Below are 20,888 nucleotides of genomic sequence, written 5' to 3' on the forward strand. Positions count from 1 at the left end.
CAAACATTTTGCGTGCTGTTAAAAAAGCGAAATATTGGCCCAGTTATCCATGTTAACCAAGAGCAGATATGGCTCTCAGATAGGCCGCCCCTTAATGACGCCCCAAATCAGTGCACCATGCCACCAGAGTAAAAGAAGTGAGTACAGATTCGGATAATAGAGTTCATTTAGGGCTTAAGGGTTCGGATAACATCGAGGCCACCATGTATCACGCCTGCATCACCAGGGAATGTTTTATAACGTAGCTCTATATCACTAAACGCACTGACGATCCTGCCTTTATTATTGCTTAACTCATTAGTATTAATCAGGATATTTTGAGAGGTAATGATATTCCCATAATCATTATCGACTGTTTTTGCTTTGAGCTGTATATCAGCAGATCCAGCACTTGCGTTCGACTTGATAACACCCTGCATGTTATTAATTGTGTAGTCAGCGGCAATGGACGTTAGCCCACTGTTAGCATAAATACTGCCTATTTTATTATTAACGTTATGCCCAGAAATTCTGATACCAAACTTCTCACCAACTTTATAATTCAAGCCTTGCCTGTCACTTTTTATTCTTCCCCCGATATTATCTATGTCACCACTACTTCTTAATTTTATTTTCGGTGCAGATACTCTTCCATTGCTATTATTAATAAATGATGTCGATATAAGATTGGCTACCGTTCCAGCATCAATTGTCCCTTTGTTTTTTATGCCTCCGCTTTTTGCAAAGATTAATATTTTATTAGCATACATCCCTCCAAGTTGAGTAACATCAACTGCAATATTAGTTTTGCTATCGTCAATATAGTCATATATCGGCTTGATATTTAATAATTTCCCAATTGGGGCATAATTGACATTCAGTTTCCCTGTCGTAACAGCGATATCGCCACTCCTTACTTCACCATCTATAATGAGCGAAGTTGAAAACAGATCCAGATAAGTATCAAAATCATCGTTATGCCTCAAGCCATTTTTATCAATACTAATATTTCCTTGCGCAACATGATACCCCATTAAATTGCCAGCCCGACTAAACACGGGTGTCCCGGTAGTAAGCGTGACATGGTTGGTATTATGAAATTGACAACTATTACAGCGGATTCCCGATGGATTAGCAATAATCACATGAGCTGCTGGGCCAATAACAGTTAAACTTCCATATAATTCGGTTTGTTTATCTGAGGTCACTTCATTTAAAATAACCTTTGCCGATTTATCAACCAGATTGGGGTTACCAACAAAACCTGGACCATCAACTTTAAGATTGTTAAAAAAAATCTTATTATATCCACGACCAAATAATAAATTAAATTCTTCATATTTATTATGTGATATTCCTTGAACTGTTGGTGTGGTGATATTAATAGTGGTAAAAACTGCTCCCTGACAATAAATATCTTGAGCCTTACAGTTTTTCTTCTCTTCAATATACTTATTTACACTTGGTTGTTGGTCTTTGGTTGCATGAGCATCAACAATCACTCTGGCAAATAAAGAAGGACTTATGTAGATAAAAATACTAGTCAGGAAATAAATATATATTTTTTTCATATTTACCTTAAAATTTTCGCTCAATTAGCTAATACTGCCAATTGAGAATAAAACCCAAGACAATGGGATCAGTATTAAAATGAGCTGGCTTATCAAGCGGAGTACTAATATTGAAGTCATAACCTAACCGTCGATAATACCCCCGAACACCTATAACAGCACCAACCAGACGATCGCCCAGTAAAAATTGCCCTCCTTTGTTACTCACTTCGCCATAATCCAGCCCTAAATAGAGTTGATTCGCGAGTTGTTGATTTATCCAGGCGATGTCATTTTTAAAAAACCAGCCTTGTGGCCCCACAAGTGCACTACCGGTAGTAAACCCGCGCACTGAATTTCGCCCGCCAATAGAAAATTTATCCTGCATAGTGACAGCCGATCGTGTGTATTGCTGGCTAAATGTCGGCTGATATTGGAAATGTTGTTCACCCAACATAAAAGGGAGATTCAGTGAAGCGGTCAAATTAATCAGTCGGGCCGTTGAGAAAGAATCCCTGCCCGGTGACGGGCGCGCGCCAAACCATTGGGTTCCTTGCTGATACTTAATCCCGCCACTGATGGTTGCCCAGCGAGTATAGTGAAGATGCTGCAACCCGAGTTGCCAGTCAACTGTATCCGACCGCTGGATTTCCAACTCTATATCAGCAAAAAAGCGGTTGGACTTACGAATTAACGCCCCAGTATAACCCACTGTTTTATAGTTATAGCCTCGCATTATCAACCATTGAATTTGCATATCCAGTGTTCGCCAATACGTATGATATTTATACGCGGTATTGGCCACCAACAAAGATTGGTAATAGGCTCCCTGGCTAGCCGCCATACTCAATAACCAATACCCAAAAGGGATTGAATAATGCAGGCCAAAATTGTGGCTCCCTTTATCGTGATGATTATCCAGCTCACGGCTGGCAGAGAAATAAGCCAAATCACTGAGCGATAATGGATTATCGAGAAATAGAGTAGCACCAGCACGATAACGGCCAACACCGTGGTGCCCCGCATCATCGAGAAAAGCATTCATACGCCAGAAACGCGACTGCTGGCGAGTCACCATAATCTGGCTACTCAAATCCTCAGGATTTAGCACCACATCCATAGTGGCATTCACCGAGGGTAAACGCTGTAAATTATCCAACCCTTGTTCAAGGTTGCGTAAATTAACCAAATCCCCCTGCCAGCCAGGAAACACTGTATTTAACTGAGCATAACCCTGGCTATCTTCATGGTGTTCAATGCTAGCCAAACGTCCAGGAATTAAAGTCAGAAATAAAGTGCCATCCACGTAGCTGTCTTCGGTGAAAGTCACATGCGAAGTAATATAACCATCAACAACCAATTGCCATTGGAGTGTGTCTCGTAGAGATGACAGTCCTTTCTCATCTAAACAATTGCCTTGAGCCTGCTTTGCCCATTGTATTAAACGCCCCGCATTCGGAAAGGCATCAATATTCATCAATTCAACACGCTTAATAACCAGACATGACGAGTCCTCGGAAGCGTCAATGCCTGTCGGTGCAGTAAGCTGCTTAACTTTTGCATAAACGGCAAAGGGCATAATCGATATGAAAATAAAAAAAGACAGTAAGACGGCCATTGCCCCTGTTTTTTCATAAAATACCGAAAGATTTTGATTTATTGTTCTCAACCTCATGCAATAAACTCCATTTTAATTGGGTCATGCGTGAATTATGTCATCAGAACAATTAGCCACGATATGTGGCTAATGACTTAACCAATATAGATATGGTTATTTAAGGTTTTTAATGCTAAGTGGTTGAGTTTATATTTCTGACTGTTTTATTTTTCCAAAAAAAGAAAAAGTTCCATCATTATTTTTAGTATAGGTGCCAGGCCTCTTTCCAATTCTTTCACTATATGAAAGTACTTCCATCCTATTATTAATCGAATATAGCTGTACAGATTCACCTGTCATATGCCCACCCAGCTTATTTTTAATGTCTCCTCTTGATATCATCTGAATCAATCCTCTAGACTTAATTTCATTTGAATTTTTTATATTACCTTCTGCGATAATGCGTATTTTATTCGCATAAATTCCTCCTATGTTACTGACATCAACACTTTTAAAATAATTTGGTGAACTAAAATAGGAAATCAACGATGTTATACCCATTTTTTTTCCCGCAGATGTTAACTTTATTTTATTTTTTCCAGCAATAATAAAGACATCATCAGCAGTAACATTGCCATCAACATTTAAGGTATTAGAGAATAAATCGAGATAGGCAGACTTCTCACCTCTCCCCTGGTGGTTCAGCCCTGACTGATAAGCTATACCATTATTGATATTGATATCTCCATCTAATATCTTAAAACCTTGCAGCTTATTATGACGGTTGAAGTACGGCATACCCGTGGTCAGGGTCAGGTGAGACATATCGGTAAATGAACAACCATGACAATCAATACCCGATGGATTGGCAATAATAACATGAGCATCTTGACCAGAAAGCTGCACTTTCCCGGCTAAGTAGCTTGCTTGTGAGGATCTTACCTCATTTAGAATAATAGTTGCCGATGACGCAACCAGATTTGGATTACCATTTATTTTCTTGGACAAATCATTATTCAGGATAACAACATCCTTATGATTAGGTGCATCAAATTTTATATATTTATTATGCGACAATCCATTTTTATCTGGCGATTGAATATTTATTGTGGTTTTTTCACCACAATCTATGGTAGAACGACATGGAGCAAGAGATGATACATTTTGTTTTATTTTAATATCTGCCTGTTGGTTTTTGGCTGCGGTTTTATCAGCAATAATATTCGTGGCATGAGACAAGGAAATACTGCATAGCGATAATATTATAGATAGAGGTAACAAAGATAAACGTCTTTGGGTATCACCATTAATATAGTTCATATTATTCCTCTTATAGCATTGTTAATATGGTTATTATATTGTGTACGCTAGTGGTTAAAACCGATATCAATTAGCGGCTTTAAATAAGAGGAAGTCAATATTATAAAATATATCTTACATATTATAAATATATATATCACAATAAATTAGTAATGTATAAAATATTTACTATGCAAATATAAAGACGAAAAAAAACCCTGATATTGCTATCAGGGTTCTTAAATTTGGTCGGCGAGAGAGGATTCGAACCTCCGACCCACTGGTCCCAAACCAGTTGCGCTACCAAGCTGCGCTACTCGCCGAATTGGGGCGCATCTTACTGCTACGACTTTGGGCCGTCAATCACTTTTTAACAACCCGCTGGTGACTGTTGTTAAAAGCATCACCAGCGGTTAAAACTGAATCAGTTGAATAAAAATCAAGCTTCAGCTTGTTTCAACTGTGGCGATTGCGCCCGTAAGAATGGCAATAAGAAGAAAGCAGATAAACAGGCAGCAATGGAAATAACGACAAAGAAACCATTCCAGTGCCAAATCTCCATAATGCGAGCAATAGGATAACCTGATAAAGCCGCACCTAAGTAGGCGAATAACCCCACAAAGCCAGTGGCAGCACCGGCAGCATCTTTATGTGAACATTCAGCAGCTGCCATGCCAATCAGCATCTGAGGGCCAAAAATAAAGAAACCGATAGCGAAGAAGCACCCAGCCTGCAAGACATAACTGACTCCTGGCATAATCCACAATGACGCGACAGAAAGGAAAATGCCAATAGCAAATATCAGATTCATCGGCCCACGGTTACCGCGAAACCACTTATCTGATCCCCAACCCGCAACCAGCGAACCAATAAATCCGCCCACTTCAAATAATGAAATTGCTGAGTTGGCCGTCATTAATGAATAACCTTTCTCTTGCGTCAAATAGAGGTTACCCCAGTCATTGATCGCGGTGCGGACGATATAAACCAGCACATAAGAAACCGCCAGTAACCAAATATATTTATTGGTTAATACATAGCGCTTCACAATCTCTTTATTCGATAACCCCTGGCCTTCAGATTCTTGTACCAGCTCCATGGCATCATTGCGCCACTTACCCACACTTGGCAGCCCCATAGTGCTTGGTTTATCACGTAACCGCCAGCACATCAGTAAACCGATCACGACACCGATAATGCCAGGAATAATCATGCCGTAGCGCCAGCTAAAGTGCAGAGAAATAAAGCCCACCAACAAGGGAATTAACGCACCGCCAAAGTTATGCGACGTATTCCAAATTGCCCACCAACCACCACGCTCTGAACGGGAATACCAACTGGTTAAAATCTTAGAGCATGGCGGCCAGCCCCAGCCCTGGAAGAAAGCATTCAGAATCCATAAAGCACCGAAGACTAACAGTGACGAGCTCATACCAAACAGAATATTAATAATCCCGGTCATAACCAGGCCAATACCCATAAAGTAACGCGGATTTGACCGGTCACTGATCATGCCCGATATAAATTTAGAACAACCATAGGTGATATAAAATAGCGTCCCCAAAACGCCAACATCTGACATCGTCAGCCCTAAGTCGCTGAGCATGGCGGGCATAATAAAGTTGAAGCTTTTGCGGGTGAAATAGAAAGCTGCGTAGCCGATATACATCGTCCACATCAGCTGGATTCGCCAATATTTATAAGACGAATCGATTTGCACTTGTTCCGTCACTGGCGGCACGTTATCGCGACTTTTGAGGAAAAACCACATGTGAACCTCAGAAAATTTTTTAAGTAGAGTCATCATGTTCCTCGCGCGTACCAAACTAATGAGAAAAACACCTGTAAAAAACGAGAATATTTCTTAGTTTTCATTAGATGGCAAAGAAATTGTGGGTAGGATCACATTTAAACAGGTGCCATTATCAACACTCAGTGTAAAACTGCCACCTAATGCACTGACCCGCGACTGCATACCTCTTAAGCCATAGCTCGGTGTTAGTGTCGCCAAATCAACACCTTTCCCATTATCACGAATCGTCAACGTTATCTGCTGTTTATCTTGCTGCGCATTAATCTCGATACGGCTGGCAGCCCCGTGTCGATACGCATTGGTGATCCCCTCCTGGCAGATACGATACAGTGTGATTTTCAAGGTCTCATCCATAGGACTATCATCGACTTGCCAGTGCAATACACCGACAACGGATTGATCCTGTGGAATAAGCTCACGCATTAATGCCGCAATAGCCGCCGATAGCGGCAAGTTATTTAATGCCGCAGGCCATAATTTGGCTAAAACATCATGGACGCCATCATAAACCCGCAATGCCAGTGTCTCTATCATCCCGGCACTGGTTAATACTGTCTCCTGTGTAGACAGTCGCTTGATAATACTGGCCTGAGTACGGATAACCGTCACCGTCTGTCCGACCTCATCATGCAGCTCACGCGCCACATTACGACGGGCTTGTTCTTCTGCCACTACCAAGGCTTTGGCTAATTCGCGGTTTTCATTCAGCCGTATTTGTAATTGCAGATTTAGCTCGCGCTGGCGCTGAATTCCGGCCCCCAGTAATAACCCAATCAAACTTTGCATCAGTAATGACAATAATAAATCACGGTGGGAATCCAGTTCTGCTGGCGAATTGATTACCATCACTACGCCATTGAGCAAAGTAGCCACAACCGCCCCTTGCCAGCCATAACGGTAAGCCATAAATACAATAGGAATAGCCAAACAAAACGGCGCAAACAAATATAAATCCATTTCGGAGACGTAATATTGCAACCAGATACTTAACGCAAATAGCAGCAGAAACCATAGGATATGACGCAGACGCAAATTAATTGGCTTATGGATTAATCCTGGCTCTAACGGCAACCAGATTTGGCGAGCCAAATAATGCCACAACAACATACAGGTAGGTGCGATGGTAAAGCCACCAACCAGGCCCAGTAATAGCGCCATAGCCCCTTTCCCAATAGCAATCTGCCATCCCAGCGCCTGTATTAATGCCGCTGCCAGAATAATCGTGCCTTGCATCAGTGGCCACTGCCACTCAGTTTCATTCTTTTGATGACGCGCTAGCCAAGGGGAAGCTAAAACAGCAACAACCGTAGTAGCCAGTACAATGAAAACAGCCACGACTAACAGGTTTAAGGTGTCAAATTGATCGGTAAGTAACCACGTCAATGCGGCATCCCCCATCAGCACACCCGGCCAATATTGTCGTGGACTTTGTAATAAAATACCTATCCGTAAACCAAAGGGAAATAGCAGAAGTGCTTGTAAAGGGCGGTCAACGAATTGAGTACCGATGGCCCACAAACAGAAAGCCGCAGTGAAATAAATAAAGAACAACGCCAGTGACATCATCAAGCGTTGCATCATAAATTCAACACCTGCTTGGCTAACTCAACATTATTACTGACACCCAGTTTAGCAAATAAGTTAGCTCGATGAACATGGACTGTTTTCGGTGACAGGCCAAGTGATTCCGCGATGTCACGCACTTCCATGCCTTGCGCCAGCAGCACAGCAACTTCACGCTCACGGCGGGTTAAAGGATCAATAGCAACGCGAGCCAAATTTTGGGCAATTTCAGCCATTAAATAGACTCCGCCGCTGCCCACAGTGCGAACCGCATTAACCAAATCTTCAGGTTTACAACGTTTGGAGAGAAACCCACGCGCACCGCGTTCCAGCGCCATCTCGACTAACGCAGGGCTGTCGTGCATCGACAGCATAATAACGCCCATACCTGAAGGAAGGTCTTTCAACAGATCCAGGCCACTTTCATCGGGCATAGAGATATCACAAATACAGATATTGGCCTGCAAGCCCGGCAATCCAGCCCGGGCCTGTTTCGCTGAACTAAACTCTCCTACCACCTGAATATCGTCTTCCAGAGCAAGTAGCTGGGCAAAACCTGAGCGCACAATGTCATGATCATCAATAAAGACAACACGGTAAGTCATAGAAGACTCCAGCCGGTAGGGATTCGGGACTGGAGTATACCGCACCCTCAAAGCGACAATGAGATTGATATCAAAAATCATGCCGTATCAGATTTTACTTGCGCTAATTAATTATATTGCAGGCTGAGAAGACCGGGCTGGTACCTGACACCAGTTATTCTCTGCATTAATTCCGCCATCCGGCGAGGTATAACCTAAACAACCCAAGATAGAGTCAAACAGCTCAACCTGACGATGACTTTTTCCGATACGCTGCTCTGCCTGTAGTTGCTCAAAAGCCGTAAGGCTCCCCGGTTGGGCCAGAAACTTATCTGACGCCCAAACCATCAATGGCACACGGAATTGCTCTGGCGGTGCCATTTCACGTGGCGTGCCGTGGAAGTGGGAATTATCGTCGATAGATTCACCATGATCGGCGGCATAGAACACTAGCGCCTTCTTATCACGCATTTGATCAATGACATTAGCAATAAACGAATCGGTGTACAGCACGCTGTTATCAAAAGCATTTACCAGTTGCTGCTTACTGCAAAAATCATCCACCCCCATACATTCAGGTTGATAGCGGGCGTAGCTGCGCGGATAACGCTGGGAATAGAGATAATGTGAACCTTTGGTATGCAGTATGACTAAATGCTTACCCACCGGATAACGCCCGAGTGACTCTTTCAATTCATCGACCAGCAGCATGTCATCTACAGGCTTATCATCGTTACGTTTCTCAGAAGCAATTAATTCCCGAAACGAATAATTATCAACGCTCGCATTATTGTAGAACCACATCTCGCTCTGCATGGCGAACAATTCAGAAGTGAAGCCCAGGGATTTCATCACCGCGAACACATTTTGCTCTTTCAGTGTGCGCTGCGGGTTATCTTCCGTACCCCCTTCACGCACGAACATGCAGCGCAATGAAAGTTTGGTGGAGGTATCGCAAGATGTGCCACGAAAAGCAACTAAGTTCTTTTCTTTACTGAGGCGTGGAGTGGTATCACGCGAATATCCCAGCAGCCCCATATGGTCCCAACGGGTTGTTTCACCAATAATAAATACAACATAGGTATCATCAATACCGGCTGGTGCGACATAAGTATGGTGTTCCGCGGGGTCATACAGCGTTGCCGCGTCATACTTCTCATCGTATTGAGTGTAAGCGTATAAACCCAATGCAGCCAACCAGTTAGAAGGCAAATATGAGTGAGCAACTACCCCGCCATAACTGGGTAAATCCACGGTTTTCAGTTGTTCATCCGCGTGCTGTACTTTATCCAGATAACGAATAGGTAACCAAACTAATGCGACCACCACCGCCATCAGAAAGATTGGCTTAATACGCTGGCCCGGCGTCAAAAATTGCTCGAGTAGAGTGAGTCGTAAACTATTTTTCCAGATAAGCAGTAAAGGCAGGGCACTGACGACCACCATCCAGATAATAAAATGGAGTCCAATAACCTCTTTGGACAGGTCAGTATCCGTGGTCAAAACGGATATGACGATGCCGTAACCAATCACCACATTGAAAAACGTCATGTAATAACTGGCTGCAACAGAAATGAGTACCAGAAGGGTTGCGACTACGCGATAAAACCATCGGCCACCGAGGGAAATGATGCGCATAACAAAAAAGGTAAACAGAATAATCGCCATCACTTCGATGATAGCAGACACCACTTTTATGCCTTGAATGCCTTGGTTAAAGGTGTCAAAACGACGATAAAAGACAGAGATATTCAGGAAAATACCAATATAAACAGCCAACAACAAAGAAATACTTTGCTGCGATAAAGATTTAACTCTGTCCATATAACGCAAGGTCTCCAAAGACACTATTTGCGGCTTGAATCAATCAGACAGTGAACCCCTCCTCAGGTTCAGTGCAAAGCCAATAAGCACGCTATTGATTTCAGTTACAAGAATTATCCTAATCAATCCTGGCTATTCAGTCTGGGAACTGGCGCATAGTCCGGTAATGATATGCCAGCTTATTTATTAAGCAAATATTATGGCGGAGAGTATATGCCCACAAAATAATTTTTATGGGCTTTTGCGTGCGGAGATTGAATTATTTGATATTCAACGTGACATCAATATTGCCACGCGTGGCATTGGAGTATGGGCAGACAACATGGGCTTTTTTCACTAAATCTTCTGCCACACTGCGCTCGATACCTGGCAAGCTGATATCCAGTTGAACTTCAATGCCAAATCCCGTCGGTATAGCACCAATACCCACCGTTCCTTCGATACTGGCGTCATCGGGGATTTTCACTTTTTCTTTTGATGCCACAAATTTCAGCGCCCCGAGGAAGCAGGCAGAGTAACCCGCCGCAAACAGTTGCTCTGGATTTGTCACGGCTCCGCCAGCGCCGCCCATCTCTTTAGGGACACCCAATTTTACATCTAATACGCCATCCGAGGAGGTTGCCCGACCATCACGGCCACCCATCGCTTTAGCTTTGGCACGATATACCACTTTTTCGATAGACATAGTGCTTTCCTTTCAGGGTCAATAGATATGAAGAGCATGTACGATTTGAAAGTATGGCACTCATTATGAAAAAGCCCCCAATCGGGGGGCTTTAGACTGCTGACAAAGTTGATAAGCGGGGAAATGTGCCGAATGGGTCGTAACGGCGTGAGCCGTCGGAGCGCCCATCGGTGCAGTCGCCCCGCCAGTCTCGGTGCGACAAAATGGGTTTACATCAACCTCAAGCCCCAAACTGGGGGCTTGAGTAGCACTATCATTTAGAAAAACAAGATCATTTAGCCGGAGCGTCAATTTTGTCGTCAATGCGCTGCAACATATACGGGTAGAACGGATTTGATGAGATACGCATTAGTGAATCCAGCCCAACCACCAGAACAGCCCGCTCACCGCGTGCGGCAAATGTCCCCAAGCTGATACCATATTGGTCACGCGGTTCTGGGTAGCGACCATAGAGTGAATCACTCATTGGGAATGGTAATGCCACATGAGACAACGAGAAGATATCCGGCGGATAAATCAACCCAGTCGGGGCTGAAGTCTCGTCAGTTTGACCAGCCAATGTTGTCAACGCCACGGTTTCATTACTTTGTGGTGAGACGTTACTAATAATAGTCACGCTGTAATTACGCGGTGGTGGCGGTAATAAACGAGCCAAAGCCGTATAAGAAGATGTTCTCAGTAATGGGCCGAAGCTTGCAGCGCGGTTCAAGTCGAATAACACCACTTCACTGCCATTCTTAGGCAAGTGATTATAAAGAGCCGTCACAACAGCACGGGTGCTAACTGTTGAATCCATTAATGACTGGAAGGTCAAAATTGGAGGTAACTCCGCCATCTTATTATTTCGGGCATCACGCGCAATTTGCTGCTGCAACACAGATGTCAGCAAATAAGACTGACGGGCAGCATTCACCGGGAATGAATTGTATTTGAATGGATTAAACTCGGGCACAATCCCTAACCAAGCCGCTTTGGCAAAGGCTGGGAAGATAGCAGGCCAACCGGCTATGCCAGCAAAACGCGCGAAGCTTGTTACCCCAATCATTGGTGATATCAAAATAACGCGTTCAGGTTTTGCCAGTTTCGGGTCATCCAGGGAGTCGAGTGTATATTTCATTGCCAATGCCCCACCGTTGGAGAAACCAACAACATGCAATGGTAAATCAGGGCCGCTCAGTACTTTGGCTTCACGGACAGCAAGGCGAGTAGCCGCTAACCAGTCCTGCCATTCAACATCAGTCAACGCACCGGGTACCGTGCCATGAGCAGGTAAACGAATGCCAATGGCAACATATCCACGTTGACGATAATTCTCTGCAATATGACGCAAACTATAAGGAGTATCAGTCAGGCCATGCAGTAAGACGACGGCACCTTTAGGCTTGCCTTCGGGTTGTAAAATATAAGAACGGTTCCAGTCATTTTTAAAATGAGGTGGATAAATTGAGCTACCAGAATAATAACGGTTTAACGGAACCTGAGTGCTGGGTTCCAGTTTTTCGGTAACATTGGTGCGAACTTCATCGAAAATATTGTTTTCAGCTTTTATGTAATCCGCCCAACTGGCTTTATCAATCTCAGCGGCGCGCATGTCATGAGGGACAAACGTATGCCAAAGCTCCAGTTTCGGGCCGCGTTGTGTATCATAAATTCTTATCGCCAGTATGGTTACTGATATAACCACCAAGACCAGTACAATCCGTTTAATCCACCGCTTAATAGCTAGAGCTGGCATAGGCAGTTACTCCGTAGATATATAATTTTCATCATTAAGGTCACTTTATCACCATCTGGTTATGCCGCTACTTTAAACGCAAAGCATTATCTTGGTATATAGTGCGATATTAATAAAATTAGCATCCAGCTATTACTTTCAAAGAAACAACCTTAAACAGCTTAATTCCCCCGTTATCCACTCCATTTCACTTGCCACTCCGCCCTGCCTCAAAGTAAATCGGGCCGCAGATGTGATTAATTGCGGCCCGATTCAGCATGACGATTGCTACGCTTCGCTATTTTCCATCTGCTCCGCAATAACATGAACGGGTGTTTTACGTACCCAAACCCACCAGGCAAGAGTCATTAATATCACCCAAGCCAGGCCAACATACATGGCAATACGGGTATCTGGGAAATACCCTAAAACAGCAATAATGAAGGCCATAAAGATGATAGTGAGCATCGGAGCCACCGGCCAGAAAGGTACTGGGAAGGCGAGGCGGGCAACATTTTCTTTGCTCATTGAACGGCGCATCGCGACTTGCGAGATAAGAATCATTAACCACACCCAGACGGTGGCAAAGGTCGCAATCGAGGCAATAATCAGGAATACATTTTTCGGAATCAGGTAATTCAACACCACACCCAATAACAGTGCGATAGCCATCACTAAAATAGTCATCCAAGGCACGCCATTACGGGTCAAACGACTAAAGCATTTAGGTGCCAACCCCTCTTGTGCCAGGCCATACATCATGCGACCAGCACCGTAAATATCGCTATTGATCGCCGAAATAGCCGCAGTAATCACCACCAGATTCAGAATGTTTGCAGCAGAACTGATCCCTAAGCTACTAAAAATTTCCACAAAAGGGCTGCCATTTTGCCCAATGCTATTCCACGGATAAATAGCCATCAAAACAAATAAGGTCAGAACATAGAACAGTAGAATACGTACAGGAACAGTATTGATGGCACGTGGTAATACTTTTTCCGGATCTTTTGCCTCACTGGCAGTCACCCCGATGATTTCAATACCACCAAAAGCAAACATCACCACAGCAAATGAAGCAATCACACCTGTAATACCGTTTGGCATAAACCCTTGATGAGACCATAAATTACTAACCCCAGTACTCTCATGGCCGGCACCGAAGCCAAACATCATAATACCTAGCCCTGCCGCAATCATGGCAATAATCGCGGTTACTTTTAGCAGTGATAGCCAAAACTCCATTTCACCAAATACTTTGACTGAACACAGATTTAGCGCACCAATAAAAAAAATAATACTCAGCACCCACACCCACTGCGGCGCATCCGGGAACCATAGTCCCATATAAATGCCGAACGCCGTGACATCGGCCAGCGCCACAATGATCATCTCAAAGGTATAGGTCCAACCGGTGAGAAAGCCCGCCAGTGGGCCAAGGTAACGGCTGGCGTAGTGGCCGAATGAACCCGCAACTGGATCATGCACCGCCATTTCGCCAAGTGCGCGCATCACCATGAATACGGCAGCACCACCAACCAGATAAGCGAGTAATACCGCGGGCCCGGCCAGACGGATTGCCTCGGCGGAACCATAAAACAAGCCGGTACCAATGGCAGAACCTAACGCCATGAACCGGATATGCCGGGCGCTAAGGCCGCGTTTGAGCGTGGATGAATCATTCTTCATGGTACATTCTCGCAAGATTTGTGCCCTTACAGGCAGGGGTTCAGAGAGGGTGATCCCAGTTACCGGGATCACCTATAGGCCAATGTTTTTAAATACTTATTATTCGTTATTAAAGACTTGGTAGTAGATGCGCAGGCATCAGTTCATTCATATGACGCAGAGCAATGAGCTGGCTGGCAGCTTCAATATCGGGGGCAAAGAAACGGTCTTTTTCGTAGTAGGCCACATGCTTACGCAGTAGCAAGCGAGCGGGTTCCAGAGCATCTGATGTTTTCAGGCCTTTGCGCAAATCCAGCCCCTGACATGCAGCCAACCACTCAACAGCCAGAATGCCGCGCACGTTTTCAGCCATCTCCCATAAGCGCTTACCTGCACGGGGTGCCATAGAAACATGGTCTTCCTGATTCGCTGAAGTTGGGATGCTGTCGACACTGGAGGGGAATGCCAGTCCTTTATTCTCACTGGTTAGTGCCGCCGCCGTAACCTGCGCAATCATAAAACCAGAGTTTACGCCGCCGTTCTCCACCAGAAATGGCGGTAGCTGCGACATATGTTTATCCATTAACAGCGAAATACGGCGTTCTGCTAACGAGCCGATTTCCGCCAATGCCAGCGCCAGATTATCTGCCGCCATGGCGACAGGTTCAGCATGGAAGTTACCGCCAGATAACACATCGCCTTGGTCAGCAAATACTAATGGGTTATCTGATACTGCATTAGATTCAATCGCCAGAACTTCAGCAGCCTGGCGCATTTGGGTCAGACAAGCCCCCATGACCTGTGGCTGACAACGCAGAGAGTACGGGTCTTGAACTTTGTCACAATTACGGTGAGATTCAGAGACTTCGCTACGTTCACCAAGCAAATGACGATAAGTGCTGGCGGCATCAATTTGCCCACGCTGGCCTCTAACCGCATGAATACGGGCATCAAACGGGCTACGAGAACCTAATGCCGCTTCAACCGTCAGGCTGCCAAAAACAGAGGCTGCGGCATAAAGGTCTTCCGCTTCGAACAAGCCGCGTAAAGCATAAGCGGTGGAAACCTGAGTACCATTAAGGAGTGCCAACCCTTCTTTTGCCGCCAATGTCAGCGGTTGCAAACCGGCTTTAGCCAGCGCTGCGCGAGCATCCAACCATTCCCCTTGATAGCGGGCTTTACCTTCACCGAGCAGCAGCAAACTCATGTGTGCCAACGGAGCCAGATCACCAGAAGCCCCCACAGAGCCTTTTAGGGGAATGTGCGGATAAACTTGTGCGTTAACTAATGTTATCAACGCCTGAATAACCTCAAGCCTGATGCCCGAAAAACCCCGCGCCAGGCTATTGATTTTCAATACCATAATCAAGCGTACAATCGCGTCATCATTGGGTTCCCCAACACCTGCTGCATGGGAAAGGACAATCGAGCGCTGTAGGTTTTCCAAATCTTCTGTCGCAATGCGCGTGGAGGCCAACAAACCAAATCCAGTGTTGATACCATACGCAGTACGCTTCTCTGCCAATATTTTCTGTACGCAATCCACACTTTGCTGAATAGGTGCATAAGCACTTTCATCCAAAGTTATTTTTACCGGGTGCTGATAAATATGTCGCAAATCAGCCAGCGTCATCTGGCCGGGACGCAGTGTCATTGTTGTTTTCATGCTTTTCTCCCCTGAGTTGCGGCAATCATTGGCAGGTTAAGCCCCTGCTCTTGTGCACAATTAATCGCGATGTCATAACCTGCATCTGCATGACGCATTACGCCAGTAGCTGGATCATTATGTAATACTCGGGCGATACGTTCGGCTGCGTCGTCGCTACCATCACATACCACTACCATGCCTGAATGTTGCGAGAAGCCCATTCCAACACCACCACCATGATGCAGTGATACCCAAGTCGCGCCACTGGCAGTATTCAGCAATGCATTGAGCAGCGGCCAGTCAGAGACGGCGTCAGAACCATCCTGCATGGCTTCGGTTTCGCGATTAGGGCTGGCGACCGAGCCGGAATCAAGATGATCACGTCCAATCACAATCGGCGCTGACAGCTCACCTGTTCGCACCATCTCATTGAAGGCTAAGCCTAATTTAGCGCGCTGCCCCAAGCCAACCCAGCAGATACGAGCTGGTAGCCCTTGGAAACTGATACGCTCACGGGCCATATCCAGCCAGTGATGTAAATGCTCATCATCTGGGATAAGTTCTTTAACCTTCGCATCCGTCTTATAAATATCTTCGGCGTCACCGGAAAGCGCAGCCCAGCGGAATGGGCCAACACCACGGCAGAATAATGGACGAATATAAGCAGGCACAAACCCTGGGAAATCAAATGCATGAGTGACACCCATATCTTGTGCCATCTGACGGATATTGTTGCCGTAGTCAAAAGTCGGGATGCCCATATGGTGGAAAGCCAGCATGGCTTCAACATGTTCTGCCATCGAAGTTTTGGCGGCATTCACCACCAGTACCGGCTCACTTTGGGCACGGCGGCGATATTCTTCCCAGCTCCAGCCTTTTGGCAGATAGCCATTCAGCGGATCATGGGCACTGGTTTGGTCGGTCACCATATCCGGGCGAACCCCACGACGTACCAATTCAGGTAAGATTTCAGCTGCATTGCCACATAATGCGATAGAAACAGCTTTGCCAGCAGAAGTGTATTTTTTGATGCGCGCCAACGCATCATCAAGATCTGTTGCTTGTTCATCGACATAGCGGGTTTTGAGGCGGAAATCGATACGGCTTTGCTGGCATTCAATATTCAAAGAGCAAGCTCCGGCCAAGGTAGCCGCCAGTGGTTGCGCGCCGCCCATGCCACCCAGCCCAGCCGTTAATACCCAGCGCCCTTTCAAGCTGCCGCCAAAGTGTTGCCGCCCCGCTTCGACGAAGGTTTCATAGGTGCCCTGTACAATGCCCTGGCTACCAATATAGATCCAACTACCCGCCGTCATCTGGCCGTACATGGCCAACCCTTTGGCGTCCAACTCATTAAAATGTTCCCAATTAGCCCAATGCGGAACTAAATTAGAATTAGCAATCAGCACCCTGGGTGCATTACTGTGGGTTTTAAAGACGCCCACGGGCTTACCAGATTGAATCAATAAGGTCTCGTCATCATTCAGATGAGTGAGGCTTTCGACAATCTTGTCATAGCATTCCCAGTTACGGGCCGCACGGCCAATACCGCCGTAAACCACTAATTCTTTAGGATTCTCAGCCACTTCGGGGTCAAGATTATTCATTAACATACGCAGCGGGGCTTCGGTCATCCAACTTTTAGCAGTCAGTTTTGTGCCACGCGAAGCTCGAATCTCAGTATCACGGAATCTATTTTGGGCAGTCACGGCAATTTCCTTCAACCAGTTTTTCAGGTATCAACGACATTACTTAATTTGAATATTTATTAAAATATACTCGTATAGACAAGTACAATCAAGCACCAGAAAAACAGCGATAAGCCACCACTCATCTGAAAACGAATAATATTAATAATGTTTAAAATTAATTGGTTATAAGAATTCTCACTTCGTACTAAGACAAAGTGGGAGGATTTTCGACGTGATTTTGCCAAAGATACCAGCATAAAATTGGTCTGTTTTTGCGCACGAAGTCACATATATTTCACACGAATTTTACATTACGACATTCAAAATGCAGGATTTCCCGCAGGCAAACTGCGGACTGTGTATCAGAGGGAAGTAATACAATTGACTCAGAATTTATTCTGCATGATGTCGATAAGTTGCAGTAAGTTTGCATCGTGCTTCTGCGCTTTATGCATATAGGCATAAATATGGCTACCTCTTTTAGTGAAAAAATTACATTCCACTGTTTTTAAAGCGAAATTTTTTTAAAATAGAGGTAAAAAGAAAGTGGGCGCCACCATTAATAAATCATAGTGCGAGTTACTTTTATAAAAAGTAAATTAAATAAAAAACTGGCTTATATTTTTCTTAATATAAACCAGAAATAACTATATTATCAACAATACACTCTGCAAACCTTGCCAGAACAAGTGAGGGTAAATTGTCCGACGAAGGCCGGAATAAATGCAGACTGCCCAGCGTTTAATATTAATGTTTCACCACTGGCATGATGGAATGTGGCAACGCCACTGATGACCAGAATAATTTCGGCGCTGTTGGCCGTTATAGCTCGGCTCTCCACATTGGAGAAAATACAAAAGCGGAAATCATCTACCGGAACGCTGTAATTAAAGTACTCTTGGGTTTGGCTGGGTCTCAGGAGCAAATCATGGGGCTTTATAGAGGTAAACGTCGTACACAGCACCAACTCAGAAAGATTGATTTTTTTGCTGGTAAGCCCCGCACGCAGCACATTATCAGAGCTGGCCATGACTTCAATAGCCGTACCTTTTACATAGGCATGAAGTGTACCCGGTTGTAGAAACATCGCCTCCCCTGGTGCCAAAGTAATGCAATTTAACAATAAGGGAGCAAAAACGCCGATATCATCTGGATAGGATTGATTGAGGTTATGAATCAATGTTGCCAGTTCTGGTGAGAAACAAGCCGGAGCCTGACTCACCAGCTGTCGTACCGCCTGTTGGCACAATCCGGGTGTTAACTGCATCAGCGTGACGAAAAACACCTTCAAACCGTCAGCATTCGGCTGGGTTATCAAAGTATCGAGTGCTGCAGCAATAGCGGGTATATCGAGTGTTTTAAAGTGTGCAATTATCTGCTCAACTTCCCGAAAGCCATTCATGGCCTGAAAGGGCGTTATGGCATAAACCAGTTCAGGCTTATGGTTAGTATCATTATAATCAGGTGATGCGGCGCGATGTGGTTGCCGTTGCTGCTGCCAAAATCCGGTTTCAGCCTGCGTTTTTTGGGGATGAACCTGAATAGACAGGGCACTTTCAGCAGACAGTATTTTCAGTAAAAAAGGTAGATCACCGAAACGATCCGCAGTTGATGCCCCCAGAATTCGACATTTATCCTCAGCGATCACATCCGATAATGCTTTGATCTGGCCTTGCTCATTGATAGTCGACACACCCGCTGGGTGGACCCCCATCCACAGCTCAGCCTGTGGTTGTCCATCAGGATTAGGGATATTAAACAATTGGTTTAGCGCCGTACAACTTCCCCAGGTATAATTTTTAACTCTATTATCAAGTTGATAAAAACAGCGAGATAGACTGCTGCTCATAGCCTTCACTCCTTTAATTGCTTAATCCTGACGGCTAAATTGGTTAGTTTCAGCAAGAGATTTAAACCACAATCCATTACGTTTTATTTGCCGTTCGCCCGTGGCCAAATCCAGCCGATAGAAGCCGTAACGCCGTTTAAAAGAGTTAATCCATGACCAGTTATCAATAAACGTCCACTGATGTACACCAAAACAATTCGCTCCTTCATTGATTGCCCGATGCAACTGAACCAAATGTTCTTCCATTAGGCCAATACGAAAACTGTCATCAATCACGCCATCTGCCTGTATTGGCCCTTCCGATGCCAAATCCATGGCAATACCAATTTCAGCCAGATACCATTTTATATTGTCGTAATTGTCACGAATATTGGCCGCAATATCATAAATAGCCTGCGGCAGAATTTCGTTATTATCACGGTAGGGGTTAAAACGACCATCAGGATCGACATAGTTTTCGAAGTAATATTCTGGGGTAAAATAATCAAGGGTGTATTCACTTTCGCGTGCCTTTACCCGACGTGGAACATAGTAATTTACCCCTAAAAAATCTATGCGAGAGTCGGTAATTGAGCAGACATCTTCTTTGCTGACGATGGGTAGGCAATCGTGAGTAGCCAGTATTTCACACAGTTCTTTGGGGAACTGATGTTTCACTAAAGGATCGAGGAAGCTGCGGTTAAACAGTAAATCGGCATACCAAGCTGCTTTTTGGTCTGCCGGCGAATCACTACGGGTATAGGAAGGTGTAAGGTTGAGCACCACACCAATCTCTCCGGTAAGTTGCTGTTCACGGTAACATTTTACCGCTTTGGCGTGTGCCAGCATGATATTGAATGCTACCTGAGCGGCCAGTTTGCCATCTTTTTTACACGGGTAATGGAAGTCATACAGATATCCGCCTTCCACTGGGACGATCGGCTCATTGAAAGTGGTCCAGTATTTGATTTTATGACCAAATAGTTCAAAAGCTGTTTTGGCAAAACGGCCGAACAGCTCGGCGACGTGGCGAGATTCAAACCCACCATAACGATTCTGTAATTCTTCTGGCATATCAAAATGATAAAGATTAATTATTGGTTCAATGCCATTGCGGATCATCTCGTCAAAATAGTCATGATAAAAGCACACCGCATCATCGTTCGGTTTCCCCGTTTCAAAATCCTCAATCAAACGCGACCACTGAATTGACGTGCGAAATGAGTTAAAGCCAATGTTTTTCATCAGCGCGACGTCTTCTTTATATTTGTGCAGCGTTTCGCACACTTTGGTCGGGCCGATTTGCTGAAAGAAACGCTCTGGATGACTGGCAAACCAGCTGTCCCAAATGGATCGGTGCGGTTTATTGTCAGTGCCTTCAGTCTGTGGGCCAGACGCCGCTGCCCCCCAGAAAAAACCAGCGGGGAACTGATATGTTGTCATACAACCTC

14 protein-coding genes and 1 tRNA gene are annotated in these 20,888 nt (G+C 44.9%); all 15 read right to left on the bottom strand.

What is annotated here, in order from left to right:
- Positions 1–167: 167 nt before the first annotated feature.
- The 15 genes from FGL26_RS15155 to FGL26_RS15235 all read right to left on the bottom strand — a co-directional run bounded on the left by FGL26_RS15155 (position 168) and on the right by FGL26_RS15235 (position 20,880).
- Positions 168–1,550: a two-partner secretion domain-containing protein gene (locus tag FGL26_RS15155; RefSeq protein WP_005174924.1), complete on the bottom strand. Its 1,383-nt coding sequence runs from the start codon at positions 1,548–1,550 to the stop codon at positions 168–170.
- 28 nt (positions 1,551–1,578) lie between these two features.
- Positions 1,579–3,204: a ShlB/FhaC/HecB family hemolysin secretion/activation protein gene (locus FGL26_RS15160; RefSeq protein ID WP_072075689.1), complete on the bottom strand. Its 1,626-nt coding sequence runs from the start codon at positions 3,202–3,204 to the stop codon at positions 1,579–1,581.
- Between the two features lie 129 nt (positions 3,205–3,333).
- Positions 3,334–4,446, bottom strand: a complete 1,113-nt coding sequence (locus FGL26_RS15165; protein ID WP_005174927.1) for a two-partner secretion domain-containing protein — start codon at positions 4,444–4,446, stop codon at positions 3,334–3,336.
- 225 nt (positions 4,447–4,671) lie between these two features.
- A tRNA-Pro gene (locus tag FGL26_RS15170) sits at positions 4,672–4,748 on the bottom strand.
- A gap of 116 nt (positions 4,749–4,864) precedes the next feature.
- Entirely contained in the window at positions 4,865–6,196 is a 1,332-nt protein-coding gene (gene uhpC / locus FGL26_RS15175; RefSeq protein WP_005174929.1) for an MFS transporter, read from the bottom strand.
- 93 nt (positions 6,197–6,289) lie between these two features.
- Positions 6,290–7,819: a signal transduction histidine-protein kinase/phosphatase UhpB gene (gene uhpB, locus FGL26_RS15180; RefSeq protein WP_005174932.1), complete on the bottom strand. Its 1,530-nt coding sequence runs from the start codon at positions 7,817–7,819 to the stop codon at positions 6,290–6,292.
- Entirely contained in the window at positions 7,816–8,406 is a 591-nt protein-coding gene (gene uhpA / locus FGL26_RS15185; RefSeq protein WP_005174935.1) for a response regulator transcription factor UhpA, read from the bottom strand. Before uhpA ends, uhpB begins: the two co-directional genes overlap by 4 nt.
- Positions 8,407–8,517: 111 nt before the next feature.
- On the bottom strand, positions 8,518–10,209 hold the full coding sequence (eptB, locus tag FGL26_RS15190) for a kdo(2)-lipid A phosphoethanolamine 7''-transferase (protein WP_005174938.1): 1,692 nt from the start codon (positions 10,207–10,209) through the stop codon (positions 8,518–8,520).
- Positions 10,210–10,468: 259 nt separating this feature from the next.
- Positions 10,469–10,894: an organic hydroperoxide resistance protein gene (locus FGL26_RS15195; RefSeq protein WP_005174939.1), complete on the bottom strand. Its 426-nt coding sequence runs from the start codon at positions 10,892–10,894 to the stop codon at positions 10,469–10,471.
- Between the two features lie 271 nt (positions 10,895–11,165).
- Positions 11,166–12,629, bottom strand: coding sequence for an alpha/beta hydrolase (locus FGL26_RS15200; protein WP_005174941.1), 1,464 nt, complete (start codon positions 12,627–12,629; stop codon positions 11,166–11,168).
- Between the two features lie 267 nt (positions 12,630–12,896).
- Positions 12,897–14,294, bottom strand: a complete 1,398-nt coding sequence (locus tag FGL26_RS15205) for an amino acid permease (RefSeq protein WP_005174945.1) — start codon at positions 14,292–14,294, stop codon at positions 12,897–12,899.
- Positions 14,295–14,403: 109 nt separating this feature from the next.
- Complete coding sequence (hutH, locus tag FGL26_RS15210) at positions 14,404–15,939, bottom strand: histidine ammonia-lyase (RefSeq protein WP_005174947.1); 1,536 nt, start codon at positions 15,937–15,939, stop codon at positions 14,404–14,406.
- Entirely contained in the window at positions 15,936–17,627 is a 1,692-nt protein-coding gene (gene hutU / locus FGL26_RS15215; RefSeq protein ID WP_005174950.1) for a urocanate hydratase, read from the bottom strand. The genes hutH and hutU overlap by 4 nt, the downstream gene beginning before the upstream one ends.
- A gap of 637 nt (positions 17,628–18,264) precedes the next feature.
- Positions 18,265–19,458: a mannose-6-phosphate isomerase, class I gene (manA, locus tag FGL26_RS15230; RefSeq protein WP_005174953.1), complete on the bottom strand. Its 1,194-nt coding sequence runs from the start codon at positions 19,456–19,458 to the stop codon at positions 18,265–18,267.
- A 21-nt stretch (positions 19,459–19,479) separates the two neighbouring features.
- Entirely contained in the window at positions 19,480–20,880 is a 1,401-nt protein-coding gene (locus FGL26_RS15235; RefSeq protein WP_005174956.1) for a glycoside hydrolase family 1 protein, read from the bottom strand.
- Between the last annotated feature and the right edge of the window lie 8 nt (positions 20,881–20,888).

Origin of the sequence: Yersinia enterocolitica subsp. enterocolitica (genome assembly GCF_901472495.1) — a bacterium.
GTDB classification, from domain to species: domain Bacteria; phylum Pseudomonadota; class Gammaproteobacteria; order Enterobacterales; family Enterobacteriaceae; genus Yersinia; species Yersinia enterocolitica.